The organism is Streptomyces asoensis (genome assembly GCF_016860545.1).
Taxonomy (GTDB): Bacteria; Actinomycetota; Actinomycetes; order Streptomycetales; family Streptomycetaceae; genus Streptomyces; species Streptomyces asoensis.
In genome coordinates this window covers 1554304-1579794 of sequence record NZ_BNEB01000002.1, presented here as the reverse complement: position 1 = coordinate 1579794, position 25491 = coordinate 1554304, and the positions used below count along the sequence as shown (strand labels likewise).

At 72.4% G+C, this 25491-nt stretch carries 25 protein-coding genes; 20 read left to right on the top strand and 5 right to left on the bottom strand.

Going from position 1 to position 25491, the window contains the following annotated elements; translation table 11 throughout:
- Positions 1-29: 29 nt before the first annotated feature.
- Positions 30-563: a 2'-5' RNA ligase family protein gene (locus Saso_RS09970; RefSeq protein ID WP_189918684.1), complete on the bottom strand. Its 534-nt coding sequence runs from the start codon at positions 561-563 to the stop codon at positions 30-32.
- Between the two features lie 93 nt (positions 564-656).
- Positions 657-1127 (bottom strand): VOC family protein, encoded by a 471-nt coding sequence (locus Saso_RS09965; protein ID WP_189918682.1) that lies wholly within the window; start codon positions 1125-1127, stop codon positions 657-659.
- Between the two features lie 242 nt (positions 1128-1369).
- On the opposite strand from Saso_RS09965, the gene Saso_RS09960 reads away from it, so the two are divergent.
- A complete protein-coding gene (locus Saso_RS09960; protein WP_189918680.1) occupies positions 1370-1969 on the top strand; it encodes a GNAT family N-acetyltransferase in 600 nt (199 codons plus the stop codon).
- A 92-nt stretch (positions 1970-2061) separates the two neighbouring features.
- Here Saso_RS09960 and Saso_RS09955 read toward each other — a convergent pair whose 3' ends face one another.
- Both Saso_RS09955 and Saso_RS38195 read right to left on the bottom strand, forming a co-directional pair.
- Complete coding sequence (locus tag Saso_RS09955; protein ID WP_189918678.1) at positions 2062-2517, bottom strand: ATP-binding protein; 456 nt, start codon at positions 2515-2517, stop codon at positions 2062-2064.
- Positions 2518-3021: 504 nt separating this feature from the next.
- On the bottom strand, positions 3022-3339 hold the full coding sequence (locus Saso_RS38195) for a hypothetical protein (RefSeq protein WP_229901095.1): 318 nt from the start codon (positions 3337-3339) through the stop codon (positions 3022-3024).
- Between Saso_RS38195 and Saso_RS38190 the strand changes: the two genes are divergently transcribed.
- The 16 genes from Saso_RS38190 (at position 3338) to Saso_RS09875 (ending at position 20412) form a co-directional block, all read left to right on the top strand.
- Positions 3338-3652 carry a hypothetical protein gene (locus Saso_RS38190; RefSeq protein WP_229901094.1) on the top strand — a complete coding sequence of 105 codons (315 nt, stop codon included), beginning with the start codon at positions 3338-3340 and terminating at the stop codon, positions 3650-3652. The genes Saso_RS38195 and Saso_RS38190 overlap by 2 nt on opposite strands.
- Before the next feature lie 299 nt (positions 3653-3951).
- Complete coding sequence (locus Saso_RS09945; RefSeq protein ID WP_229901093.1) at positions 3952-5103, top strand: LacI family DNA-binding transcriptional regulator; 1152 nt, start codon at positions 3952-3954, stop codon at positions 5101-5103.
- A gap of 402 nt (positions 5104-5505) precedes the next feature.
- The gene (locus Saso_RS09940) at positions 5506-6903 is read left to right on the top strand and encodes an ABC transporter substrate-binding protein (RefSeq protein WP_189918676.1); all 1398 of its coding nucleotides are present in this window, start codon (positions 5506-5508) and stop codon (positions 6901-6903) included.
- 1 nt (position 6904) lies between these two features.
- Entirely contained in the window at positions 6905-7774 is an 870-nt protein-coding gene (locus Saso_RS09935) for a carbohydrate ABC transporter permease (RefSeq protein WP_189918674.1), read from the top strand.
- Complete coding sequence (locus tag Saso_RS09930; RefSeq protein ID WP_189918672.1) at positions 7771-8703, top strand: carbohydrate ABC transporter permease; 933 nt, start codon at positions 7771-7773, stop codon at positions 8701-8703. Before Saso_RS09935 ends, Saso_RS09930 begins: the two co-directional genes overlap by 4 nt.
- Positions 8704-8740: 37 nt before the next feature.
- Positions 8741-10894 carry a beta-galactosidase gene (locus Saso_RS09925; protein WP_189918670.1) on the top strand — a complete coding sequence of 718 codons (2154 nt, stop codon included), beginning with the start codon at positions 8741-8743 and terminating at the stop codon, positions 10892-10894.
- Positions 10895-10936: 42 nt separating this feature from the next.
- Entirely contained in the window at positions 10937-12742 is a 1806-nt protein-coding gene (locus tag Saso_RS09920) for an RICIN domain-containing protein (protein WP_372442416.1), read from the top strand.
- 175 nt (positions 12743-12917) lie between these two features.
- Positions 12918-13292, top strand: a complete 375-nt coding sequence (locus Saso_RS09915; RefSeq protein ID WP_189918668.1) for a hypothetical protein — start codon at positions 12918-12920, stop codon at positions 13290-13292.
- A 156-nt stretch (positions 13293-13448) separates the two neighbouring features.
- The gene (locus tag Saso_RS09910; RefSeq protein ID WP_189918666.1) at positions 13449-13862 is read left to right on the top strand and encodes an ArsR/SmtB family transcription factor; all 414 of its coding nucleotides are present in this window, start codon (positions 13449-13451) and stop codon (positions 13860-13862) included.
- Between the two features lie 418 nt (positions 13863-14280).
- Positions 14281-14748 (top strand): hypothetical protein, encoded by a 468-nt coding sequence (locus Saso_RS09905; protein WP_189918664.1) that lies wholly within the window; start codon positions 14281-14283, stop codon positions 14746-14748.
- 204 nt (positions 14749-14952) lie between these two features.
- On the top strand, positions 14953-16575 hold the full coding sequence (locus Saso_RS09900) for an ATP-binding protein (RefSeq protein ID WP_229901092.1): 1623 nt from the start codon (positions 14953-14955) through the stop codon (positions 16573-16575).
- A complete protein-coding gene (locus Saso_RS09895; RefSeq protein ID WP_189918662.1) occupies positions 16572-16994 on the top strand; it encodes a roadblock/LC7 domain-containing protein in 423 nt (140 codons plus the stop codon). Before Saso_RS09900 ends, Saso_RS09895 begins: the two co-directional genes overlap by 4 nt.
- Positions 16991-17356: a DUF742 domain-containing protein gene (locus Saso_RS09890; protein WP_189918661.1), complete on the top strand. Its 366-nt coding sequence runs from the start codon at positions 16991-16993 to the stop codon at positions 17354-17356. Before Saso_RS09895 ends, Saso_RS09890 begins: the two co-directional genes overlap by 4 nt.
- Positions 17325-17951, top strand: coding sequence for a GTP-binding protein (locus tag Saso_RS09885; protein WP_189918659.1), 627 nt, complete (start codon positions 17325-17327; stop codon positions 17949-17951). The genes Saso_RS09890 and Saso_RS09885 overlap by 32 nt, the downstream gene beginning before the upstream one ends.
- Positions 17948-19192, top strand: coding sequence for a cytochrome P450 (locus Saso_RS09880; RefSeq protein WP_189918657.1), 1245 nt, complete (start codon positions 17948-17950; stop codon positions 19190-19192). Before Saso_RS09885 ends, Saso_RS09880 begins: the two co-directional genes overlap by 4 nt.
- A complete protein-coding gene (locus Saso_RS09875) occupies positions 19189-20412 on the top strand; it encodes a cytochrome P450 family protein (RefSeq protein WP_189918655.1) in 1224 nt (407 codons plus the stop codon). The genes Saso_RS09880 and Saso_RS09875 overlap by 4 nt, the downstream gene beginning before the upstream one ends.
- Positions 20413-20529: 117 nt before the next feature.
- Here Saso_RS09875 and Saso_RS09870 read toward each other — a convergent pair whose 3' ends face one another.
- Positions 20530-22065, bottom strand: coding sequence for a PucR family transcriptional regulator (locus tag Saso_RS09870; RefSeq protein WP_189918653.1), 1536 nt, complete (start codon positions 22063-22065; stop codon positions 20530-20532).
- Positions 22066-22521: 456 nt separating this feature from the next.
- Here Saso_RS09870 and Saso_RS09865 point away from each other — a divergent pair, with 456 nt between their 5' ends.
- From Saso_RS09865 to Saso_RS09855, 3 genes are all read left to right on the top strand, one after another.
- Positions 22522-23142, top strand: a complete 621-nt coding sequence (locus tag Saso_RS09865) for an L-threonylcarbamoyladenylate synthase (RefSeq protein ID WP_189918651.1) — start codon at positions 22522-22524, stop codon at positions 23140-23142.
- A 154-nt stretch (positions 23143-23296) separates the two neighbouring features.
- On the top strand, positions 23297-24052 hold the full coding sequence (locus Saso_RS09860; RefSeq protein WP_189918649.1) for a dienelactone hydrolase family protein: 756 nt from the start codon (positions 23297-23299) through the stop codon (positions 24050-24052).
- A 168-nt stretch (positions 24053-24220) separates the two neighbouring features.
- Entirely contained in the window at positions 24221-25429 is a 1209-nt protein-coding gene (locus tag Saso_RS09855; RefSeq protein WP_189918647.1) for a glycoside hydrolase family 64 protein, read from the top strand.
- Positions 25430-25491 lie beyond the last annotated feature (62 nt).

Genomic DNA, 25491 nt, shown 5'->3' with positions numbered 1-25491 from the left:
CACTGCGACGGTTCGAGGGCCTGCTCGTCTCAGGGGCGCGGCGCCAGTACCTCCAAGGTGCCGGTTTCGGTGTCGTAGCTGCGCAAGGTCGTGAGGCGGACCGACAGGGGCGGCACCGGCAGCAGTTCGAGGACGCGCCGGTCCGCGAAGGCGCCGGCCCGGCGGGTCCGGCCGAGGGTGATGTGAGGGCTCCAGCGTTCGGGTTCGTGGAAGGGGTTCAGGGTGGCGGCCGGGCTGTCCGAGGCGACCGCCTCCCACACCCGGCGGTGCAGGTCGGCCAGCGCACTGTCCAGCTCCAGCGCCCAGGCCAGCACCGACGTGGGCCGCTCGAAGCGCACCACGCCCGTGAACCGCACCGGCAGGGGCAGCGCGGCGGCCACCTCGGCGAGCTCCCAGCGGATCGGGGCGGTCAGCTCCGCGCAGGCGGCCAGGGTGAGGTGCGGACTGTTCGTCGGCGAGCGGTGACGCGCCTGGCTGGGCAGCCCCGCGTCCGCCAGCCGTCGCCAGGCGTCCCGGACGGCCAGGTCCGCCGCCTCGTCCAGCAAGAGCTCCACCGTGCGCACCGCCGCAGCCTACCGGCGATCAGTCGGTCACCCCCGCTCCCGCCGCCGGACCGATCACCCCGCCGGGCCGGTCGCGCCGCCCGAGGTGACGGGTCAGGCCGGGGCGCCGGCGTCCTGCGCGGAGGCCGCGAACGCCTCGGGGCCCTGGGCCGGCGCCGCCGGGTCCATCCACATCACCTGCCAGCCGTGACCGTCGAGGTCGAAGAAGCTGCGCGCGTACATGAACCCGTGGTCCTCGGCACCGTCCGCCTCGGAGCCGCCCGCCGCGAGTGCGGCGGCACCGACCGCGTCGACCTCTTCGCGGGAGGACACGCTGAAGCAGTACAGCGCCAGGGCGTGCGTGGCGGGATCCGCCATCGGCAGCTTCGAGAACTGGGCGAACTTCTCATGGCTGAGCAGCATGACGAAGGCGTGTTCGCCGACCGGCATGCACGCGGCGCCCTCGTCCGTGAACTTCGGGTCGAAACCGAACCCTAGGGCGGCGAAGAACGCCTTGCTGCGCTCGAGGTTCGCGACGGGCATGTTCACGAACAGCATGCGGCCGGGGTGTGCGGGATTCGTCATGGCGGGTCTCCAGTCGGCGTCTCGATCGCGTACGTCCTGTAGACCGAGCCGGGCGGTAGAACTCATCGGACACCTGGAAAGGGATCGGCTCCGCATCGGGCGGCGCCCGCCCCTCCGTCCCCGTCCCCGTCCCCGGCCCAGTCCCCCGCAGAGGCAGAGGCAGAGGCAGCGGCAGCGCGACGATCACCGCACCGCGGGAAAACCCGTTGGGCCGGGCGACTCGGTTCGGTCATCATCGGCGCGTGGACATCTACCTGGAGACCGAGCGCCTGATCCTGCGCCGCTTCACCGCCGACGACGCGGACCTGCTGATAGAGCTGGACAGCGACCCGGCCGTGATGCGTTACCTGAGCGGCGGCGCTGCGACCCCGCCGGAGCTCGTCCGCGAGCGCCAGTTGCCGTACATCGTCGCCGGATACGAGAAGTGGGGCGGCGACCTCGGGCTGTTCGCCGCCCACGACAAGGAGGACGGGGCGTTCATCGGCTGGTTCCTCCTGCGTCCGGAACCGGAGGGCCCGCCGGACGAGGTCGAACTCGGCTACCGGCTGCGGCAGGCGGCCTGGGGCAGAGGGCTGGGCACCGAGGGCTCACGGGCCCTGCTCGGCAAGGCGTTCGACGAGCTCGGTCTGCGCCTGGTCTGGGCCGAGACGATGTCCATGAACCGCGGCTCGCGCAACATCATGGAAAAGCTCCGGATGACGCACACGGACACCATCCCCACTCCACCCGACATGCAGATGGTCGAGGGCGCCGAGCACGGCGGCGTACGGTACGAGATCACCAAGGAGCAGTGGGCGGAACAGCAGCCGCACCGCGAGGGCGCACCGGCGCCCACCACCTGATCTCCGCCGAGCGGCGCGGCCGCCGCCCGACGCGGGCTCGATTCGCCCGGCCGACGCCGTCGGGCGTACGTCCACCGGCCCCGTCCCGGGGTCTAGGACAGGGGGATACGGGCCGTGATGCGCTTGCCGACCGGCTCCTGCTCGACGAACAGGTCCTGGCTCACGGCCTTGACGATCTCCAGGCCGTGCTGCCCGACCCGGTCCGGGTCCGCGGCCCGGACGGCCGGTACGAGCGGGTCGCTGTCCCAGACGACGATGTCCACGGCGCGCAGGCTGATGCGCAGCTCCACGAGGACCGGGCCGGGGGCGTACTTGCAGGCGTTGGTGACCAGCTCGCTGACCACCAACTGCGTCAGATCCCGTACGTGGGCGGGCACCGACACGGGGTAGTCGGCCTCGGCCTGGTCGAGGAAGGCGACGGCGTGGTGGCGGGCGTCGGCGATGCAGCCGACGCCGCCGCCGAGCGAGTACCCGGCACGGATCAAGTGCTCGTCCGGCCCGGCACAGCCGTCGCCGCCGGCCTGCGATCCCCCTGGTGGCGCCTTCATGCTCCATTCACGCGTGCCCCACTACCCTCCATCTCGCGATGCATGCCTCGAGCGGCTGCCCGACGGTGTCCTACCGGTACCGGTACCCCGACGCTCGCTCGCTGCGCACCTCCACTCTCACCCCCCGCCCGTGCGGCGGGTGGAGGGCTCGCCGTGCTGGACCGAGCCCCCGACGCACCGCCGTGCTCGGGGGCTCGGGAGCAGGCCGCCCTCCCGTATCCCTCGTGCGGGCGGCCGCTCGGGCGGTCCTCGTCCCGAGTACCGCCCACGGGTAATCCGGAGCCGTCGTGCGGCCGGATTGGTCGGGTCGCCCCGCCGTTTTCCGCCTCCTGGCGCTCCCGCCCCGACGGCATCGGGTGCCGCGCAGAACCCTGGGTGGTCACGGCACGGCGTGCCACCGCCCGGCAGCCCGACCTCCTCCCGCGCCCTTCCATGCCCTCCCGTCCCTTCCCATGCCCTCCCATGCCCTCCCGCAGGGGCATGGTCGGGCACACTGACGGGTACTCAGAGGCTCACGACCTTCAGGGAGGACGAGGTGCTCACTCGGAGTTCGGTGATGGTGTGCACGGCCGCCGCGCTGGCCCTCGCCGGCTGCTCGGCAGGGGACGACGGGAAGGCGGCCGAGCCGCCGGACGAGTCCGTGGTCACGGTGAGCGTGTCCGACGGTCCGACGGCGTCGGCCCCGCCCTCCCCCACGATCTCCGCCGCCGCGTCCCCTTCCGCCCCCGTCTCCCCTTCCGCCTCGGCCTCCGCACCGGGGTCCGCGGCGGGGAGCCAGTCGCCGGTCCCGGTCACGGGTCCGGAGCAGAAGCTGGTGATCATGACGGTGAGCGGAGGCTTCGCCGGGGTGAACCGGCAGCTGGTGCTCCGGGGCGACGGGACGGTCCGCACGACCGACCGGGGCCGGTCCGCGGTGCGCCGCACGACACCGGCCCAGTTCACGTCGCTGCGGACCCTCCTCGGAGATCCCGCGCTGGCCGACGTGCCCGCGTTCTCGCTGGACGGCGGGGCGGCGGACCGCTTCCGGTACACGCTCCAGTTCGACGACCGCGCGGTGACGACGGACCGCTCCTCCGACGTCCCGGCGCTCGACGCTCTCATCGACGCCCTCGAGAAATGGCTGCCGACGGACTGACACCGACCCACGAGCGACATGACGCACGGGCGACATGACGCACAGACGCCCTGACGCGCGGACGACCTGACGTGACGCGCAGGCGTCGCGCAGCGATACGGCTCAAGCGGGCCGCCCGCGCCGGGTCACCAGCGCACGACGAGAGACGCGCCGATCCCCCCGTAGGTGACGGATCCCGTCCCACCTCTTGACGCCCGCCTTATGACTGCGTAGACATGTCAGCGCAGACATGACTGCGCAGTCATGCGGACCACGTCTGGCACTATCGTGCGGAGACGACGGCCACCGGGAGGGCGACGATGACGCGAGGGACAGGGCGGGGCGGAAACCCCGCCGCGCCGCGCAGCGTGGACGTGGCCCGACTGGCCGGCGTCTCGCAGAAGACGGTCTCGCGGGTCTTCAACGACGAGCAGTACGTCTCCGCCGACGTGCGCCGACGCGTCCTCGAAGCCGCCGAGGAGCTCGGCTACCGGCGCAACAACGCCGCCCGGGCGCTGGCGTCCGGGCGGACCCGCTCCATCGGCGTGGTGACGCTGGGCACGGCCCTGTACGGACCCGCCTCCCTGCTCATGGGAGTCGAGCGCGCCCTGCGGGACACCGGGTACGCGCTGCGTGTGGTCAACACGATGGAAGGCGACCCTGCGGGCATCGCCGGCGCGGTGGACTCGCTCCTCGACCAGGGGGTGGACGGCATCGTCATCTCCGAGCCGATCGACGAGCAGAAGACCGACGGTGGCGTCGCCCTGCGGGTGGACGTGCCGGTCCTGGTCCTGGGCGCACCGTCCCCCGTCGGCGCTCCCACGGTGCTGACCGCGGGCGACGGAGCCGACCTGATGGCCCGTATCGCCACCGAACACCTGCTGTCACTGGGACATGTGACGGTCCATCACCTTGCCGGGCCGCAGCGCTGGTACGCCGCGCGGGACCGGCTGGATGGCTGGCGGACGACGCTGGCCGCCCACGGCCGGGCGGTGCCCGCGGTCGTCGAGGGCGACTGGTCGGCCGCGTCCGGCTACGCCGCCGGACGGCTCCTGGCCTCGGACGCCGCCGTCACGGCGGTGTTCGCCGCCAACGACGACATGGCGATCGGCCTGATCCGCGCGCTGACGGAGGCGGGCCGTCGGGTGCCCGAGGACGTCAGTGTCGTGGGCTTCGACGACATTCCGGTCGCCGCCTATGTCACTCCTCCGCTGACCACGGTGCCCCAGCCGTTCGACGCCGTGGCGCAGGAGGGGCTCAAACGCCTCGTGCACGCCATCGAGAACCCGCACGCCGATCCGCTGCCCGCGAGCGACCCACCGGTCGACCTCCTCGTCCGCTCCTCGACCGCGCCCCCGCCGAACCGGACGACCCCGGCTCGCGGCGAGCGCTCCGCCGCCACCAACTCCCCCGGCGCCGACACCGGCGCCACCGGACCACAGGCGAACGGAGGCCCCTCGACACCGCACTGACCGCCACGAGCGGCACGAGCGGCACGACCGGCCCGCTGACCAGCACCACCGGCCCTGCCGACCGCACCTCATCGACTCACGGCCGCGCCCATGAGCCGTGGACGAGCCGCTGACACCGTCCACGCCCCTCAGGACCGCCCCGTACCCGGAGCCGCACCGGGCCGCCGCCGATCGCGTCGGGCCCCCGACCGGGACTCCGACCCGCGCGTCCCCTTCTCCGGTCCTCCGGTTCCTTCCGCTCTTCCCGCTCTTCCCGTTGTTCCGGCTTCTTACGGCCACTTCCAGCCACGACCGCACCGGTGAGCCGGTCCCGGGTCGTCGCGTCCACATCTTCCTCCACCCCATGCCCGCGCACGCCCTCGTCCGGCGTGCCGTGACCATCGCCCCCGGCGGGAGTTCACCATGCCCCAGAATCCCTTCCCAGCCATGCCCGGCCGCTCCTCGATGAACCGCCGGCTGTTCCTCACCACGACGGGCGCCCTGTCGCTCGGCGCCGCCCTCACCGCCTGCGGCGGGGGTGACTCCGGCGGCTCCACGGGCTCCGGCAAGGCGGTCGCCCGGGCCGACATCGACAAGGCGATGCGGACGCCGACCGAACTCACCTTCTGGACCTGGGTGCCGAACATCGAGGACGAGGTCGCGCTCTTCGAGAAGAAGTATCCGGCGATCAAGGTCAAGGTCGTCAACGCCGGTCAGGGCACCCCGCAGTACACCAAGCTGCGCACCGCGCTGAAGGCCGGCAGCGGCGCCCCCGACCTGGTGCAGATCGAGTACCAGGCGATCCCGACGTTCACCATCACCGACAGCCTGCTGGACCTACGGCCCTACGGCGCCTCCGCGCTCAAGTCCACCTTCGTGGACTGGACATGGGGCCAGGTCAGCGGCAGCGACGGGGAGGTCTGGGCGATCCCCCAGGACACCGGCCCGATGGGCATGCTGTACCGGCAGGACATCTTCGACAAGCACGGCATCGACGTCCCCGGGACCTGGGAGGAGTTCGCCGCGGCGGCGCGCAAGCTGCACAAGGCCGACCCCGACGTCTACCTGACGAACCTGGCGGCCAACCAGGTCGCCGCGTGGCACGGCCTGTTGTGGCAGGCGGGCGCCAAGCCATACGTCACCTCGGGCAGGAGCGACATCACCATCAGCGTCGACGACGCCACCTCCAGGAAGCTCGGCGAGTACTGGGGCGGTCTCGCCAGGGAAGGGGTCATCGGCGTCGAGCCGGACTTCACCGACTCCTGGTACGCGGCCCTCAACAAGGGCAAGTACGCCACCTGGATCACCGCGGCCTGGGGGCCGGTCTTCCTCTCCGGCTCGGCCAAGGCCACCGCGGGCAAGTGGCGGGCCGCTCCGCTGCCGCAGTGGGACGCAGCCAAGCCGAGTTCGGGCAACTGGGGCGGCTCGACGACCGCCGTCATCCGCTCGACCAAGAATCCCGTCGCGGCCGCGGTGTTCGCGCAGTTCCTCAACACCGACCCCGCCAGCGCGAAGATGTTCGCGACCGAGCAGTTCTTCTTCCCCGCGACCAAGGCCCTGCTCACGGATGCCGAGTTCGTCGCCGACGCCCCCTCGTTCTACGGCGGCCAGAAGGTGAACCAGGTCTTCGCCGACATCAGTTCCACCGTCAACGCCTCGTTCCAGTGGCCTCCGTTCCTCGACCAGGCGGCCACCGACTGGACCGAGACGGTCGGCAAGTCCCTCGCCGACAAGTCCGACACCCTCCGCGCGCTCGGCACCTGGCAGTCACGGCTCACCTCGTACGCCAAGAACCAGGGCTTCACCGTCAAGGGGAGTTGAGATGAACCGTCAACGGGCGGCGGGCCCGCTGTTCGTCGCGCCCTTCATGGTGCTGTTCCTGCTGCTCTTCCTCGCCCCGCTCGGCTACGCCGCCTACCTCAGCCTGTTCCAGGAACGGCTCATCGGCGGCACGGCGTTCGTCGGACTCGACAACTACACCCAGGCCCTGAGCGATCCGCAGTTCCTGCACGGCATCGGTCGGGTCGCGCTGTTCTTCGTGATCCAGGTCCCGGTGATGCTGCTGCTGGCGCTGGCGTTCGCCCTGGCCCTGGACAGCGGACTGCTGCGGCTCGCCCGTGTCGTCCGGCTGGGCATCTTCGTCCCGTACGCCGTGCCGAGCGTGGTCGCCGCGCTCATGTGGGGCTATCTGTACGGGCCGGACTTCGGCCCCTTCGCCCAGCTCGGGCGGTCGCTGAGCCTGCCCGTCCCCGACTTCCTCGGCGACGGCTGGATGCTGGCCAGCCTGGCGAACATCGTCACCTGGGAGTTCGTCGGCTACAACATGATCATCCTGTACGCCGCCCTGCGGACCGTCCCCGAGGAGCTGTACGAGGCGGCCGCCGTGGACGGGGCCGGCGCCTGGCGCATCGCCTGGTCGATCAAGCTGCCCGCCCTGCGCCCGGCGCTGATGCTCACCCTGCTGTTCTCGGTGATCGGCAGCTTCCAGCTGTTCAACGAGCCGAAGCTGCTGATGACCATCGCCCCCGACGTGATCAGCAGTTCCTACACCGCCAACCTCTACGCCTACACGCTCGCGTTCACCGGTCAGCAGGTCAACTACGCGGCCACGGTGTCCTTCCTCCTGGGCCTCGTCATCGTGATCGCCTCCTACGCCGTCCTGCTCACCGCGAACCGCAGGAGGACCCCGTGACGACCACGACCCCCACGGCCACGACCGCCGGGCCGGTGCGGACGGTACCCGCGGCCACCCCGGCACGCCCGCGGCGCGGGGCCCGGCGCAGCACCCCGCTGACGATCGCCATGCTGGCCGTGCTGGCGTACTTCCTCCTCCCCCTGTTCTGGCTGCTGATCGCCTCGACCAAGAGCACCCAGGACCTGTTCAACAGCTTCGGCCTGTGGTTCTCGCACGCCCCGCAGTTCCTGACGAACGTCCGGCAGACCTTCACGCAGGACGACGGCGTCTTCGTGCACTGGCTGCTGAACACGGTCCTGTACGCGGGTGTCAGCGCGGTCGGTGCCGCCCTGCTGGCCGCCGCGGGCGGGTACGGGTTCGCCAAGTTCCGCTTCCGCGGTGACCGGATCTCCTTCAACCTGGTGCTCGGCGCCGTCATGGTCCCGACCACCGCGCTGGCGATCCCGACCTATCTGCTCTTCGCCGAGGCGGGCCTGGTCAACACTCCTTGGGCGGTCGTCCTGCCCTCGTTGGTCAACCCGTTCGGCCTGTACCTGATGCGGATCTACGCGCAGGACGCCGTCCCGGACAGTGTGCTGGAGGCCGCCCGCATCGACGGGGCCGGCGAGGCCCGGATCTTTTTCCGGATCGCGCTGCGGCTGCTGGCTCCGGGCCTGGTGACGGTACTGCTGTTCACCCTGGTGGCGACCTGGAACAACTACTTCCTGCCGTTGATCATGCTGAACGACCCGGACCTGTACCCCGTCACGGTCGGCCTCTCCTCCTGGGCGGCGCAGGCGCAGAACGGCGGGGCGGGCGCCAGCAGCGACATGCTCGCCCTGGTCGTGACCGGCTCCCTCGTCTCGATCGTGCCGCTCGTCGTGGCGTTCCTGCTGCTCCAGCGGTACTGGCAGAGCGGCCTGGCCGCCGGCGGCGTCAAGCAGTGACCCCTTCCCCCCCCCTCGAATTCCGGAGGTTTCCCTCATGGCGGCCCTGCCTGCCCGCGTCCTCTTCGGCGCCGCGTACTACCACGAGTACCGGCCCCCGTACGGCACCGAACGGACCGAGGAGCGCCTGAAGACCGACCTCGACCTGATGGCCGACGCGCACGTCACGGTCATCCGGGTCGGCGAGTCGGTGTGGTCCACGTGGGAGCCGGAGAACGGACGGTTCGACCTCGACTGGCTGCTGCCGGTGCTGGACGGGGCCCACGAGCGCGGCATCTGCGTGGTCCTCGGCACGCCGACGTACGCCGTGCCGCCGTGGCTGGCCCGCCAGTACCCCGAGATCACGGGCGAGCGGCGCACCGGTGAGCGGATCGGCTGGGGCGCCCGTCAGGAGGTCGACTTCACCCACCCGGCGTTCCGCTTCCACGCCGAGCGGGTGATCCGCGCGATCGTCGCGCGGTACGCGGAGCACCCCGCGGTCATCGGCTTCCAGGTGGACAACGAGCCCGGGCTGGAGCTGTTCCACAACCACGGCGTCTTCCAGCGCTTCGTGGACCATCTGCGCGGCACGTACGGCGACGTCGAGACCCTCAACCGCGAGTGGGGCCTGGTCTACTGGTCGCACCGTCTGTCCACCTGGGCCGACCTGTGGACCCCGGACGGCAACGCCCAGCCCCAGTACGACGTCGCCTGGCGCGCGTTCCAGGCCCGTCAGGTCGCCGAGTTCATCGGCTGGCAGGCGGACGTCGTGCGCGAGTACGCCGACGCCGGGCAGTTCGTCACGACGTGCATCTCCTACACCCGGCCCGCGGTGGAGGACGACGAGCTGACCGACCGCCTGGACGTCACCGCGGGCAACCCGTACTACGGCATGCAGGACGATCTGCTGCTGCCCGACCCCACCCCCGACGGCCACGAGCAGATCTGGAGGACCACCGGTGTCTGGGCGCTGTACCAGACCGCCGACTGGATGTACTCCTCCCGTCAGGAGCCGTTCCTGGTCACCGAGACCAACGCCGGCTCCATCGGGTTCCCGTGGGACAACCGCCCCGCCTACGACGGTCAGTGGCGCCAGGCCGCCTGGGCGCTGGTCGCGCGCGGCGCCCGCATGATCGAGTACTGGCACTGGAACACCCTGCACTTCGGCGCCGAGACCTACTGGGGCGGTGTGCTGCCCCATACCGGGCAGCCGGGCCGCACCTACGCCGAACTCGCCCGCCTGGGGGCGGAGTTCGAGCGGGCCGGGGAGCTGGTCGCCGGACTCGAACCGGACGCGGACATCACGATGGTGTACTCGACGCCGAGCAAGTGGCTGATGCAGAAGTACCCGCCGCTGGCCAAGCCGGACGGCGAGCCCGACCCGGCCGCCTACCACCGCTTCTTCGATCCCTTCTACCGCGGCGCCTTCGAGGCGGGGCGCCAGGTGCGCATCGTGCACGCACGCCAGTTGCACGACCCGCGCGGCCCGCACTCGTCCGCGCGGGAGGGGGACGGCCCGACGCCCGAGGAGGCCGCCCGCCGGCATCCGGTGCTCGTGGTGCCGGCGCTGTACCTGGCGGCCGACTCGATGCTGGACTGGTTCGCGGCCTACGCCGAGGCCGGCGGCCACCTGGTCCTCGGCCCGCGCACCGGCTACGCCGACCACGAGGCGCGTGCCCGGCACGAGGCGGCGCCCGGCCGGCTGACCGAGGTCGCCGGTGTCCGCTACGACGAGTTCAGCAACCTCGTCGGGGAGATCCCCGTGCGGTCCGCGCCCGGGGCCCCGTTCGGCCTTCCCGAGGGCGCGACGGCGACCCGCTGGGCCGACGCGCTGACCGTCACCGACGCCGAGGTGCTGGTCACGTACGACCATCCGCACTTCGGGCGCTGGCCCGCCGTCACCAGCCGCAGGCACGGCGCGGGCCGGGTCACCTACGTCGGCACCGCGCCGGGGCGCGACCTCGCCCGCGCCCTCGCGGCGTGGCTGGCGCCCGCCGCGCGGCAGACCTGGCGGGACCTGCCGGACTCCGTCACCGCGACGTCCGCGACCGCACCGGACGGACGACGCGTGCACGTCGTCCACAACTGGAGCTGGGAGCCGGTGGACGTCACCGTCCCCGTGGACCTCTCCGACGTGCTGAGCGGCGCCGCCGTGCCCGTGGGCACCGCCCTCGGCCTCGGTCCCTGGGACGTCCGCGTCCTCGTCGCCTGAGCCCACCCCGCACCCATCGACCGGCCGTCCCCAGGAGGGGTCATGCAGAGCAGAAGAACGATCAGGATGCTGACGACCGTCGTCGCGACGTCCGCGATGCTGGCGCTGCCCATGGTCAGCGCGCGGGCGTACAACCCGACGGGCGGCACCCTGTACCGGCTCGGCGGCGAGCCGTGCCTGAAGGGCCGGGGCAACTGCGCCGTCTACCCGAAGTCGGCGCAGCTGCCGAGCGGGCGCCTCGTGGCGTCGTTCGAGAGGTCGACCGTCGTGCCCGCGTCGGGCAGCGCCGACGGACAGACCCTCCCGGTCTACAAGAGTGACGACCACGGAACGAGCTGGCAGCCGCTGTCCGAGGTCGAGGCGCCCGCGTACCTGTCCGACGATCCCAGGTACGCGAAGTACACGAGCAACTGGACGAACCCGTACCTGTACGTCCTTCCGGAGCGGGTCGGCGACCTCGGCAAGGGCACGCTGCTGCTGGCCAGTGTCGTGTCCGGGGACGACTACTACTACAAGGAGCACAAGGCGGCCGACCCCGCCTGGACGCCGGACAACGACGGGGACCGCAAGGATCTGGCCATCGCCCTGTACTCCAGCGGGGACGAAGGCAGGACCTGGAAGGTCGTCGGCATCATCGCCACCGGCGGCTGGCAGGGCGGCAGCGCGGGCGCGGTCGGCCGCAACGTCGCCGCCGCCAACACGGACAGGCAGGTCGACCCCCTCTGGGAGCCGTACCTGATGGTCCACCGGAACAAGCTCGTCGCCTACTACTCCGACGAGAACGACTACACGGGCTTCGACCCCGTCACCGGCGTGCCGGTCCTCGACCCGGCCAACGACACCGCCCCGGACTCGCACGGCCAGATCCTCGTGCACCGGACCTGGAACGGGAAGAGCAGGAACTGGAGCGCTCCCGTCGTCGACGTCGCCGGCTCGGAGCAGGACATGGGCAGCGGGAAGAAGGAGATCGGCGGCGGTCGGCCCGGAATGACGAACGTGGTGCCGACGACGGACGGGCGGTGGCTGCTGACGTTCGAGTACTGGGCCGGGGGCGCCGACACCAGGTACGTGCTGGCGGACGATCCCCTCCGGTTCTACCGCGGGTCCGCCACCGGCATGGGGGTCGCCTCGCTGCCGGTCCTCGCCGGTTCGCGGCCGCTCGCCACGGGCGGCAGCCCGGTCGTCGTCGCGCTCCCCGACGGGCGCCTGGTCTACAACGCGGCCGGGAGCGGCGACGTCTGGGTCAACGACAGCGGTCGCGGCGACGGCGTGTGGACGGAGTACCGGACCACCTCGCCCGCCGGCTACAGCCGCAACCTCCAGTACGTGGCGGGGACCGGCCGGATCGCGATCCTCAACAACCAGGGCACGTCCACGATCGCCCACGCGGAGGTCGACCTCGGCGACTCGGCCGGCGCGTATCACCAGCTCCTGAACCGCAGGACCGGCCAGGTGATCGGCACCGGCAACAGGACCAACGACGCGGACCTCGGCAACGCGGACAAGCCGGACGTCGCCCTGGAGGACCGCGGCGCGGCAGCTGACGCCGACACCCAGTACTGGCACGTGACGGCCGAACCGAACGGCGGCGTGAGCCTGCTGAACAAGTCGGGCGGCCGCGCCGCGGCGATCTGGACCGGCAACGCCACGGCCGGCCAGAAGATCGGGCAGTGGGTGGACGACAGCGCCACCGGCAGCTGGACCCTCGTCCCGACCACCGACGGGTACTACCGGCTCCGGTCCGTCAAGAACACCGGCCTGTACCTCACGGGGGCCTCCGCCGGAGTGCAGCTGACCCTGGAGACCTCGCGCACGGACGGCTCCCAGGACTGGCAGCTCGTCCGCTAGCGGGACGGTCAACTTCCTTACTGGCGAGCTCAGAAGAGATCACAGATCTTGCTGTTGCGGAACTTCTCGGGCCAGTCCCGAAGCCCGTCACTCTCCGGGGGGACGGGCTCCGTACGTTCGGGGGACCAGCGGGGCCGGAGGTACCCGGGCCCGCGCAACCGGCAGGAGGAGCGCCGTGGCGAATCTGGAGATCTCGATGAAGGAGACGATGACCGCGATCGAGGGGGCGGTGGGGGTCGCTGTCGTGGACTACACCAGCGGCATGGCACTCGGCACACTCGGCGGGGGCAAGGACCTCGATCTGAACGTCGCCGCGGCCGGCAACACCGATGTGATCCGCGCCAAGGTACGCACCATGGAGCACCTCGGACTGAAGGGCGAGATCGAGGACATCCTGATCACCCTCGCGAGTCAGTACCACCTCATCCGGCTGCTCAAGGGCCGGGGCGGCAGCGGGCTGTTCATCTATCTGGTCCTGGACCGCGGGCGGTCCAACCTGGCCATGGCCCGCCACCAGCTCAAGCGCATCGAGGCCGAACTCGAGGTGTAACGGACCTGACGGCGCGGGGCTTCGCACGCCCTCGAATTGAAGATTTCTTCATCTCGAGACATCCAGATCAGCGCATCACACGGGTGTGCGGGGCCCGCAGCCACCAGGATCGTGACGCAGCACGCACCGTACGCGGCAGGGAGCGAGCGATCGACCATGCAGGTTCCCCTCTACCAGGCCAAGGCCGAGTTCTTCCGCATGCTCGGGCACCCGGTCCGCATCAGGGTCCTCGAACTGCTCCAGGGCGGCCCCGTCGCCGTACGGGACCTGCTCGCCGAGATCGAGATCGAACCGTCCAGCCTGTCCCAGCAGCTGGCGGTGCTGCGCCGCTCCGGGATCGTGGTGTCGATCCGGGAGGGCTCGACGGTCAGTTACGCGCTCGCCGGCGGCGACGTGGCCGAACTGCTGCGGGCCGCGCGCCGCATCCTCACCGAACTGCTGGCGGGACAGAACGAGTTGCTGGCGGAACTGCGCCAGGCCGACCCGCCGCTTCCGGTACCGGGGGCGGCCCCGCGCCCCCGTGACGGGGCGGGGGTGAGCGGCCTCGGGTTTCCTTCAGGTACGTCCTGAACCGTGGGCGCATGCATGGACACCGACCACGTACTCCCGCGACCGGACGCGACCGCCGCCGGTTCACGAACAGGGCGCTGCTCGCGGGCGGCGTCGCCGCGATCACGGCCATGACCGGCTGGTCCGCCGGCTCCCGGCGGACCCGGCGGCACACCGACCCAGCAGCACATCCACACGATCGTCCGCACACCCGACGGCGGCGACCACGGCGTCGACCTGCTCAAGCTGCACCTGGCGACCGGCCGCTGAGACCACCCGCAGGGCGCCGCGGGAGGCGGTGTCGAACAGGGGCTCGGAACTCGAACGAAACACACCTGAACGCCACGGTCCGCCACCCCTTCCGCCACGTAGAAATATCCACCAGCATGCATATGCCCGATCGGCATGCGGCCGGGGGCGGACGTCACTCGGAGCCGACATGAGCGATGCGATGTGGACGCGCGGCGTGGAATGGCTCGCCGCCGCCGCGACGGACCCGCGGCTGTGCAAGCGGGAGTGGGACCAGGGCGACGGGATCGTCCTGCTGGAGGCGGGCCGCTACTGGGACGTGCTCAGCGTGCCCGACCGGCTGGGCATGCTCGCCCTCGACCTGCTGTGGCAGGCGCCGCGCCCCTTCCCCGGACCCACCCTCGTGGACACCGCCGCCCACCGGGTCGGATTCTTCCTCCCGCCGGATCCCGGCAGCCGGTGGATCGGCGCGGGGCTGCGCAGTGCCGGCCGGGGCTCATGGGTGGCGGTGCCGCCGCCGTACCGGGCGGCGCGGTTCCTGGAGTGGCTGGTCCCCCCGGACGGCACCGGCGCACTGCACGCGCCCGTCACCCTGGAGCTCGCCCTGCGCCAGGCCAACGGCACGCTGGCGGTCCTGACCCCGCTGGGCTGCCGATAGAACTCGCTTACCGCGTACGGCAATTCAGACAGTCGGCACAGAAGCGAACAGATACCGGTCACTACGAGAGGCAAGTATCGCTCAACCGTGCGGGATCGATCGATGACGGTGTGTACTGTGCAGCGAGTACCCGGTCGCGACAGGCCGGATCCACCCCTGCTCCGAGTTCAGAGACGACGCCCGAACCTCCCTGGAACCGAATCGATGATGGAATTACCGGACCTCGTGGCCGGCGGACTGGCCGCCGGCACCCTGTCCGCGCTCGCCCTAGGCGGCAGTCTGCTGCGGCTGCGGCGGCAACTGACCCGCCAGCGGGCCGAGACAGCCGCGCTGCGCACCCAACTCGACGGATCCATACGGGCGTTCACGGCGGAGGTCGAACACCTGGCCGACCGGCGCGTGCCCGCCGCGGCCCGCCAGGTGGCCCATCCGCACCTGCCCGAACCGGGCCCGCTCCAGCCGCTGACCGCCGGCACCTCCCTGGGCACCGCGCTGGAGAACGTGGTGCTGGCCCTCCAGTCCGAGGTGGCGGCCCAGCGCACCCGGGTCGACGCCGCCGCACAGGCCGGCATGCGGGGCGCGACCAGGGAGATCCAGGCGGCCCTCTACCGGCTCCAGGACGCCCTGCGCGGACTCCAGCAGCGCTACGACGACCCCGAGCTGGCGCAGACCCTGTTCCGGCTCGACCACGAGAACGAGCAGTCCCTGCGCCGCGCGCAGGTCACCGCCGTGGTGTGCGGGGCCTGGGTCGGACTGGCGCGCGAGGAGTCCCACCTGGTGGACGCGGTGACCGGCGGTCAGGCCCGGCTCGCGGGGTACCACCGGGTTCGGGTCCACAATCACCTGGAGACCGGCACCGCCCTCGTCTCGCACGCCGTCGAGCCGGTGGCCATCATCGTCGCCGAACTGCTCGACAACGCCCTCAGGCACTCCGCGCCGGACACCGACGTCGTGGTGAGCCTGGAACACGTCCACCACGGCGTGTGCGTCACCGTCGACGACGCCGGCCTCGGCATGACGCGCGACGAACGCGACCGGGCGCAGCGGCTGGTGGCGGGGGACGACCTCATCCTGCTGACCGACCTCGGCGATCCGCCGCGCATGGGGCTGGCCGCCGTCGGCCGGCTCACCCGGCAGTTCGACCTGAGCGTGGACGTGTCCTCGGCATCCCCCTACGGCGGGGTGCGCGCGGTGCTGCGGGTCGACAGCCATCTGCTCAGCCGCCTGGACCCGGCGGACCGCCCGCCGGCCGCGAGCGCGCCGCGCACCACCCGCCGCACGGACGGCGAACGCCCTTCCCCCGTCCCCTCCCACGCCTACGGGACGGAGGCCGGCGCCCCCGAGGCGGCCCCCGGGCACCAGGAGTCGCCGGAGACCGACGGCCTGCCGCAGCGCCGCCGCCGCGGCAGGGCCGCCCCGCCCGCGCCGGCACCCGCACCCGGTCCGCTCGCCGCGGAGGGTCCGGGGCGCAGCCCTGAGCAGGCGGCGGCCGCGCTCGGCGCGCTGCAATCCGGCACGGCGGCGGCCCGCGCCGCGGCGAGCGCCGCCGCCGACGGCCGCGCGACCGTCCCGGCCGCGCGCACCGCCCCGGACGCCCTCATCGCCCCGGAAGGCCCCACCGGCCCGTCCGACGGCACCGACCGCACCGACCGCACCGACCGCACCGACGGAACGGAACCCGCCGGTGCGGCGGACGGCGCCCACGGGACCGCGCACAGCGGACCGACTCACCCCGCCGGGGACTCCGGCCGGGCCGACCGGGCCGGGAACACCGACCACACCGGCCACCGCAACGACACCGACGACGAAGGGGGAGCGGCCAGATGACCAGCCGCAACACGGGCGACACGGCATGGGTGCTGGAACCGATCCTGCAGGTGCCGCACGTGCTGGCCGCCGTCATGCTGACCCGGGACGGACTCGTGACGGGCTACACCGACGCCCTGTCCCAGCCGTCGGCCGAACGGGTGGCCGCCATCACCAGCACCGTGCAGGGGGCCTGCCGGACGGCCGCCGCCGCGTTCGCCGACCGGGAGCGGGCCGACGTACGCCAGATCGTCATCGAGTCCGACCTCGGCTACGTCCTGATCGTGCCGACCGACCACGGCACCTGCGTGGCCGCGTACGGCAGCGGTGAGACGCGGCTGGACCTGCTGGCGCACCGGGTGCACTCCCAGGTGGCGCGACTGGGCGAGAAGGCCATGGCGGCCGCGTCCCGAGGAGCCGACGACACCGCGCCGGAATGACCCCGCGCCCGGCCGGACGGCCGCTCGTCCCCGCCTATCTGTCGACCGGCGGTGTGGCCCGCCCCAGCCGGTCCCACCTGGAACGGCTGTCGGTGCTCGTCCGCAGCGGCGAGCCGCTGCCGGCCGGCCTGCCCGCCGCCGAACTCGCCCTGCTCGACACCCTGGAGGACGGCTCGCTCGCGGTGGTGGAGGCGGCCGCGCTGCTCAGGCTGCCGGTCTCCGCGGTGCGGGTGCTGGCCGCCGATCTCGTCGACCGGGACCTGGTCCTCGCCCGCGCGCCGATCCCGCCCGCCGAACGGTTCGACCCCGACCTGCTGAAGAGAGTGGCCGATGGCCTCCGCGCCCTCAAACACCGCACCTGACGCCGGCGCGCCCGGCGCCGTGCACCGGCCCGACACCGCACGCGACCTGGTGAAGATCCTGGTCGCGGGGCCGTTCGGGGTGGGCAAGACGACCCTGATCGACTCGGTGTCGGAGATCCGCCCCCTGCACACCGAGGAACACCTGTCCGAGGCCTCGGCCGAGGTCGACGATCTGGCCGGGGTGCGGGAGAAGTCGACGACGACCGTCGCCATCGACTTCGGCCGGATCAGCCTGCCGGGGAACGTCGTGCTGTATCTGTTCGGCACGCCCGGCCAGGAGCGCTTCCGCGCGCTGTGGGACGACATCGCGTACGGCGCGCTGGGCGCGCTGGTGCTCGTCGACAGCCGCCGGCTCGACGCGTCGTTCGATGTGCTGGGGCTGGTCGAGGAGAGCGGACTGCCGTACGCGGTGGCCTTCAACGCCTTTCCCGACGCGCCCCGGCACCACGGTGAGGAGCGGTTGCGGCGGGCGCTGGACCTGGAGCCCGGGACGCCGATGGTGACGTGCGACGCGCGGGACCCCGACTCCTCGGTCGACGCGCTGCTCGCGCTCGTCGACCATCTGATCGGACACGACACCATGGAGGCCCGGTGACCATCCATCCCCCGGACCGGCACGACTTCGCCCGCTCCGTCCCGGTGCGGCTGTGGGACGAGGGCTTCGCCGCCGATCCGTACGGCCGCTACCGGGCGCTGCGCGCGCAGGGCGCCGTCGGGTGGGCCGAGCTGGCGCCCGGGGTGCCGGCGTACGTGGTCACGGACCGGCGGGCCGCGCTGGACCTGCTGCACGACGAGGAGACGTTCTCGCACGACCCGCGCGCGTGGGAGTCGACCGTCCCCGCGGACTCCCCGGTGCTCGGCATGATGCGGTGGCGGCCCAACGCCCTGTTCGCCGACGGGGCCGCGCACCTGCGCTACCGGACCACGCTCATCGACGTGTTCGACCTGGTGGAACCGCACGACCTGCGGGGCCGGGTGCACCGGGCGGTGCGGCTGCTGGTGGGCCGGATCGGGCCGCGGGGCGAGGCCGACCTGGTCGGCGACTTCGCCGAGCCGCTGATGGCGCTGGTGCTCAACGACCTGTTCGGTCTGCCGGAGAGCCAGGGCGACCGGCTGCACTCCGGCGTGGGCAAGATGATGGAGGGCGGCGACCGGGCGGCCGCGGGAGAGGCGGAGTACGCCCAGTACGTGCTGGACCTCATCGCGGCCAAGACCGAGCGGCGGGGCGACGACCTGACGAGCCGGCTGCTGGACCATCCCGCCGGGCTGACCCGGGAGGAGGTGACCTGGCAGGTGTTCCTCACCCTGGGCGCCGGGTACGGGCCGACCGCGAACCTGCTCTCCAACACCCTGTCGCGGATCCTGGGCAACCCGCTGTACTACTCGACCCTCACCGACGGCGCCCGGCCCGTCATGGACGCGGTGGTGGAGGTGCTGCACCACGAGACACCGCTGGCGAACTACGGCATCTACTACGTCCGCAGACCGGTGGCCTTCCACGGGGTGTGGCTGCGCGAGGCGGTGCCGGTGGTGGTGTCGTACGGGGCCCTCGGCATCCTCGCCGAGCGGGAGGCGACCGGCGGCCGCCATCCCAACGACGCCTCGCACCTGTCGTGGGGCGCGGGGGCGCACGCCTGTCCGGTGAAGCAGCACACGCTGCTGCTCGTCACCGAGGCGATCGAGCGGCTCACCCAGTGGCTGCCCGACCTCGAACCCGTCGTGCCCCGCGACCGGCTGACCTGGCGGCCGGGTCCGTTCCACCGGTCCTTGACGGCGCTGCCGGTCCGTTTCAGCCCCCGCTCCCCCGCTTCCGAATCCTCAGGAGTCCGTCCGTGACCGTGACCGACCGCATCGTCCTCGACCCGTTCGGCGCCGATGTGCACGCCGAGAGCGCCCGGCTGCGCGCCCTGGGCCCGATCGTGCCCGTGGAGCTGCCCGGCGGCATCCCGGCCTGGGCCCCCACCGGGTACGAGGCACTCAAGGCGCTGATCCTGGACCCACGGGTCAGCAAGGACCCGCGGCAGCACTGGCGGCAGTGGCCCGAGGTCGGCGAACGCCCTTCCTGGGGCTGGATCCTGGGCTGGGTGGGCGTGATCAACATGCTCTCCACCTACGGCACGGACCACGCGCGGCTGCGCAAGCTGGTGGCGCCGAGCTTCACCCACCGGCGCACCGAGACGATGCGCACGCGGGTGGAGGCGATCACCGCGGAACTGCTGGACGTGCTGGAGAAGGGCGGCGACACGGCCGACCTCAAGGCCTCCTTCGCCCACCCGCTGCCGATGCGGATCGTCTGCGAACTGTTCGGCGTGCCGGAGGAGATGCGGGAGGCGCACGTCCGCCTCGTCGCGGCCATCATGGACACCACCGACCCGTCCCCGGAGCACGCCGCGTTCGTGCAGGAGCAGATCGGCTCGGTGCTCGGCGGGCTCATCGCGTACAAGAGCGAGCACCCCGGCGACGACATGACGACCGAACTGATCCGGGTGCGCGACGAGGAGGGCGACCGGCTCAGCGGTGAGGAACTGCTGTACACGCTGCTGCTGGTGATCGGCGCCGGTTTCGAGACCACCGTGAACCTCATCGGGAACGCGGCGGTGGCGCTGCTGCGCAGGCCCGAGCAGCTGGCGGCGGTGCGGCGGGGCGAGATCGGCTGGGACGCGGTCGTCGACGAGACGCTGCGCGTGCACCCGCCGATCGCCACGCTGCCGCTGCGGTTCGCCGTGGAGGACATCACGGTCGGCGACGTCACGATCGCGGCCGGGGACGCCGTCATCACGACGTACGCGGCGGCCAACGCGGACCCGGCGCACTACGGGGCGGACGCGGACGTGTTCGACGCGGCGCGCGCGGCGGACGACCACCTGGCGTTCGGTATCGGTGTGCACCGGTGCATCGGGGCCCCGCTGGCCCGGATGGAGGCGCTCACGGCGCTGCCCGCGCTGTTCGACCGCTTCCCGGGGATCCGGCTGGACGGCGGGGCCGGGGAGCTGCGTCAGGTGCCCTCGTTCATCGCGAGCGGCTGGCAGGAGATCCCGGTCCGGCTGCGGGACTGAGCACGCGGGGGTGCGACCGGTCCCCCGTTCCGGTCGACCCCCCGCGGCCCGTCGAACGTACGTCCCGGGCGCACGGCTTGGGAATCGTGTCGATGCCCGCTCGGGGCGCCGGGACACTCACCCGTGCACAGGTGGGTCCGGATGGCCCGATTCCGTCCGCGGGGCGGGTCCGTGCAGGTCGGGCTGGTCGAGGTCGCCCGCCGCCACATGGGCCAGGACGACTTCGTAGAGGTCGCTGCCCGCGGCGAGCAGCTGGCGTTCGAGGACGGGTTCGGCGCTGCGGACGTGTTCACGGACGGTCTGCGCGTGCACGCCGAGGAGCTGGGCGGCGCGTTCGGCGTTGCCGCCGGCGCTGATCCAGGCGCGGAGCGTACCGCGCAGGTCCCGTCCGTCGGAGTCGAGGCGGGCGAGCAGTTCCCGTGCCCAGGCGCGCAGGCCGGGTCCGGTGAGCAGCTCGCCGAGCCGCGCCGGTCGTGGCGCCGCCCCCGGGAGGGGCCCGGCGGCACCGGCCTGGGCGTGCAGCGCGAGATGGACGACGGCGCGGACGGTCAGGTCGGAGAAGTCGGCGTGCAGGAGGTTCTCGACGCGTTCCATGCGGGCGCGGACGGTGTTGCGGCTGACGCCGAGCACCTTCGCCGCGTTGACGGCCGTGAACTCGAGGCCGAGCCGGGTGGTGGCGAGGAGTTCGGCGCGGGTGTGGTGCGGGAGGGTGTCGAGGGGCCGCAGCAGGCGGGTCGTCCAGGTGTGCAGGACTTCGGGGTCCATGAGGCGTTCGGGATGGGTGCGTTCGGCGTAGACGGCCGCCTCGTCGGGGCGGAAGCGGGCGACGGCGAGGGCGCTGACCGCCTGTCCGTAGGCGGTGGCGGTGCGGGCGAGGCTCTGGCGGGCGCTGCCGCCGAGGAACGCCCCGGGATGACGGCCGCACAGGGCGCGCAGCTCACGGCCCGTCTCGTCGCCGGGGACGACGAGGATGACATGGCCGTCCATGGCGGGGCAGCGCACCACGAGGGCCTCGTCGTGGGTGGCCTCCAGACAGGCGGCCGCGATCCGGTCGCGTTCCTCGGGGGTGGTCTCCACGACGTAGACGCAGGCGGTGTCGGTGTCGAGCAGGCCGGGCCACAGGCCCGCGGCGACGCGGCGGGCGGCGACGGTGTCCTCGACCATGAGCAGTTGCAGGATGGCCAGGCGCAGGTCGGCGGTGGCGCGGGTCAGCCGGTGTCCGGTGGCCGCGGTCTCCCGCGCCCGCAGGAGCAGTTCGACGACGCCCGCGGTGTGCGTGACGATGGCGGCGGCGCGCCGGTCGAACGGGTGGCGCCGGGTCACGGCGAGCACGCCCGCCGAGGCGGGGCGCGGGAGTTCGACCCTGAGCAGGCGCACGAACCGGCCCTCGCCCTCCCAGGCGGCGGAGGCGAGCCGGCCGCCGGTGACGGCGGCGACCAGCTCCTCGTCGAGTCCGGTGAGCGGACCGGCGAGGACGGTGCCGGTGTCGTCGCGCAGGGAGACGGTCGCGTCGAGCGTCTCCGCCAGCCAGTCGAGGACCCGGCGCGGGTCGCCGTCCGCGGGGCGCAGCTGTCCGAGGAGTTCGCGCGCCCAGTCCTGTCCTGCGCCGTCCGTCGCGTGCGTGTGGGGCTTCCCGTCGTCCCGGCCCGCCATGTCGGCGCTCTCCTCGTCCCTCGGCGCTCCCGGCCCGTTCGGGCCGAACCAGTCATATCGGTCGGGGACGTTACCTCACGCGGGCCGGCGTGTCCGCTCTCGGGCCCGGGAGGCCGGGAAGCGGCGCAGGTCGGCCGGAGGGGGCGGACGGGCGGACGCCGACTGCGGCCACGGCGGCCCCGGCGAGGCGCGGCGGGCCGGTGACGGCCGAGGCGGCGTGCAGACCGTTCACGAGGCCCTGTCGGCCGCCTTCGCCGACGGCGGGCCCCGACCGCGCGGGCACAGGGGCACTGCCGTCGTCCGGGGTACCGGCCTCACCGTGGCCTCGGCACCCGCGGAGGCGAGGGGCGCCGTCAGGGCCTCTGCACTGCCGGCGACGAGGGGCGCCGCCACCACCGGCCCACCGGCGGTGGTCCTGCGCGGCCGCCGCCCGGCGGGACGGCATAAGCTCAGCCAATGGCGAAGTACTACGACGTGCACCCCGAGAACCCCCAGCCGCGCACCATCTCCCAGGTCGCGGCCGCCATCCGGGCGGACGCGCTGATCGCGTACCCGACGGATTCCTGCTACGCGCTGGGCTGCCGGCTGGGCAGCAAGGACGGCATCGACCGGATCCGGGCCATCCGCAACCTGGACGACCGCCACCACTTCACCCTGGTGTGCCAGGACTTCGCCCAGCTCGGCCAGTTCGTACGGGTGGACAAGGACGTCTTCCGCGCCATCAAGGCGTCGACGCCCGGCAGCTACACCTTCATCCTCCCGGCGACGAAGGAGGTGCCGCGCATGCTCCAGCACCCGAAGAAGAAGACGGTGGGCGTGCGCATCCCGGACCACGTGGTCACCCAGGCCCTGCTCGCCGAGCTGGGTGAGCCGCTGCTGTCCAGCACCCTGCTGCTGCCCGGCGAGGACGAGCCGATGACCCAGGGCTGGGAGATCAAGGACCAGCTCGACCACGTGGTGGACGGCGTCCTGGACTCCGGGGACTGCGGCACCGAGCCGACCACGGTCATCGACTTCTCCGACGGCGAGGCGCAGATCGTGCGCCACGGGGCGGGCGACACCTCGCGCTTCGAGTGACCCCGCCGGCACGCTCCGTGCCGCGTCCGGTCACGGCGGGGGTCCCGGCGGGCGGGTGGATGGTACATGCAACGATGGTCGCCGCCCCGGACCCCGCCGGGCCCGGCGATCGCCGGTCCGCTCACCGTCACGCACCGCGCAGAGAGGCACCCGCATGACCTCCGTACAGGGCACAGCCGTGGAGATCACCACCGAGGACGGCGTCGCCGACGCCTATCTCGCCCGTCCCGGCGACGGGGCGCCCCGGCCGGGCGTCCTGCTCTACCAGGACGCCTTCGGACTACGCCCGCACCTGAGGGCGATGGCCGACCGGCTCGCCGGGGCCGGGTACGCCGTGCTGGTGCCGAACCTGTTCTACCGTCAGGGGCGGGCCCCGCTCATGGAGCTGCCGGAGTTCATCGACCCCGCCGCCCGCCCGGAGATCTTCGAGACGCTGTATCCGTTCATCCTGGCCCTCACCCCGGAGCTGATCGTCCGGGACTCGGCCGCGTACCTGCGGTTCATGCGGGAGAGCCCGCTGGTCGCGGACGGCCCGTTCGGGGTGACCGGCTACTGCATGGGCGCCCGGCTCACCCTGCCGACCGCGGCGGCCCATCCGGACCTGATCGCCGCGGTGGCCGGTTTCCACGGCAGCCGACTGGTGACCGACGCGCCGGACAGCCCGCACCTGGCCGCCGGGCGGATCAGGGCCGAGGTGTACTTCGGGCATGCCGACAACGACCACGGCCTGCCCCCCGAGCAGATCGAGCGCTTCGAGGAGGCCCTCACCGCGGCGGGGGTACGGCACACCTGCGAGGTCTACGCCGGTTCCGAGCACGGCTTCACCCAGGCCGACACCTCCGCCTACGACGAGAAGGGCGCCGAACGGCACTGGGCCGCACTCCTCGACCTGCTCGGCCGCACCCTGTGACCACCGCCTGAGCGCCCGCCGAGGACCCGGACGCCCGTGGACCGCTTCGGTCCGCGGGCGTCTCCTTTTGTTCAAATCGTTGACATGCGCACAACCTGATGCGATTTTGAGAGCGCTCTCAACATGGTACGGACCAACCCCACAGGCCTACCCGCACGGAGGTGGAGAGTGCTCTCCACGATCACGCCCACGCTCGCCCGACGGCGCGCACTCGGACTCGCGGGCGCCCTCGCCCTCGTCGGCGCGCTCTTCTCGCTCGGCCCGCCCGCGCAGGCGGCCGTCCCCGCCACCGTCCCACTGAAGATCACCAACAACTCGGGGCGCGGCGAGGCCCTCTACGTCTACAACCTCGGCACTCTCCTCAGCACCGGGCAGCAGGGCTGGGCGGACGCCAACGGCTCCTTCCACGCCTGGCCCGCCGGCGGCAACCCGCCCACACCGGCTCCCGACGCCTCGATCGCGGGCCCCGCAGCCGGCCAGTCCACCACCATCCGCATCCCCAAGTTCTCGGGCCGGATCTACTTCTCCTACGGCCGCAAGCTCGACTTCCGGCTCACCACGGGCGGGCTGGTGCAGCCGGCGGTGCAGAACCCGAGCGACCCGAACCGCGACATCCTGTTCAACTGGTCGGAGTACACGCTGAACGACTCCGGGCTCTGGCTGAACAGCACCCAGGTCGACATGTTCTCCGCGCCGTACGCGGTCGGCGTGCAGCGCGCCGACGGGAGCACGGTGAGCACCGGGCACCTCAAGTCGGGCGGCTACAACGGGTTCTTCAACGCCCTGCGCGGACAGCCCGGCGGCTGGGCGAACCTGATCCAGACCCGGTCCGACGGCACCGTGCTGCGCGCTCTCGCCCCGCTGTACGGGGTGGAGACGGGTGCCCTCCCGGCGAACGTGATGGACGACTACGTCAACCGCGTCTGGCAGAAGTACGCGACGACGACGCTGACCGTCAGCCCGTTCGCCGACCAGCCCGGCACCAAGTACTTCGGGCGCGTCTCGGGCGGGGTCATGAACTTCACCAACTCCTCCGGCGCGGTCGTCACCAGCTTCCAGAAGCCGGACGCCTCCAGCATCTTCGGCTGCCACCGGCTGCTGGACGCGCCGAACGACGCCGTGCGCGGACCGATCTCCCGCACCCTGTGCGCGGGCTTCAACCGCTCCACGCTCCTGGTCAACCCCAACCAGCCGGACACCACGACGGCGAACTTCTACCAGGACACGGTGACCAACCACTACGCCCGCAAGATCCACGCGCAGATGGCCGACGGCAAGGCGTACGCGTTCGCCTTCGACGACGTCGGACAGCAGGAGTCCCTCGTCCACGACGGCTCGCCGCGCCAGGCCTATCTGACGCTCGACCCGCTGAACTGAGCGGACACGACGACGTCCCGCACGCGCCGGGAGCCGCGTGCGGGACGTCGTCGTGCGGAGCG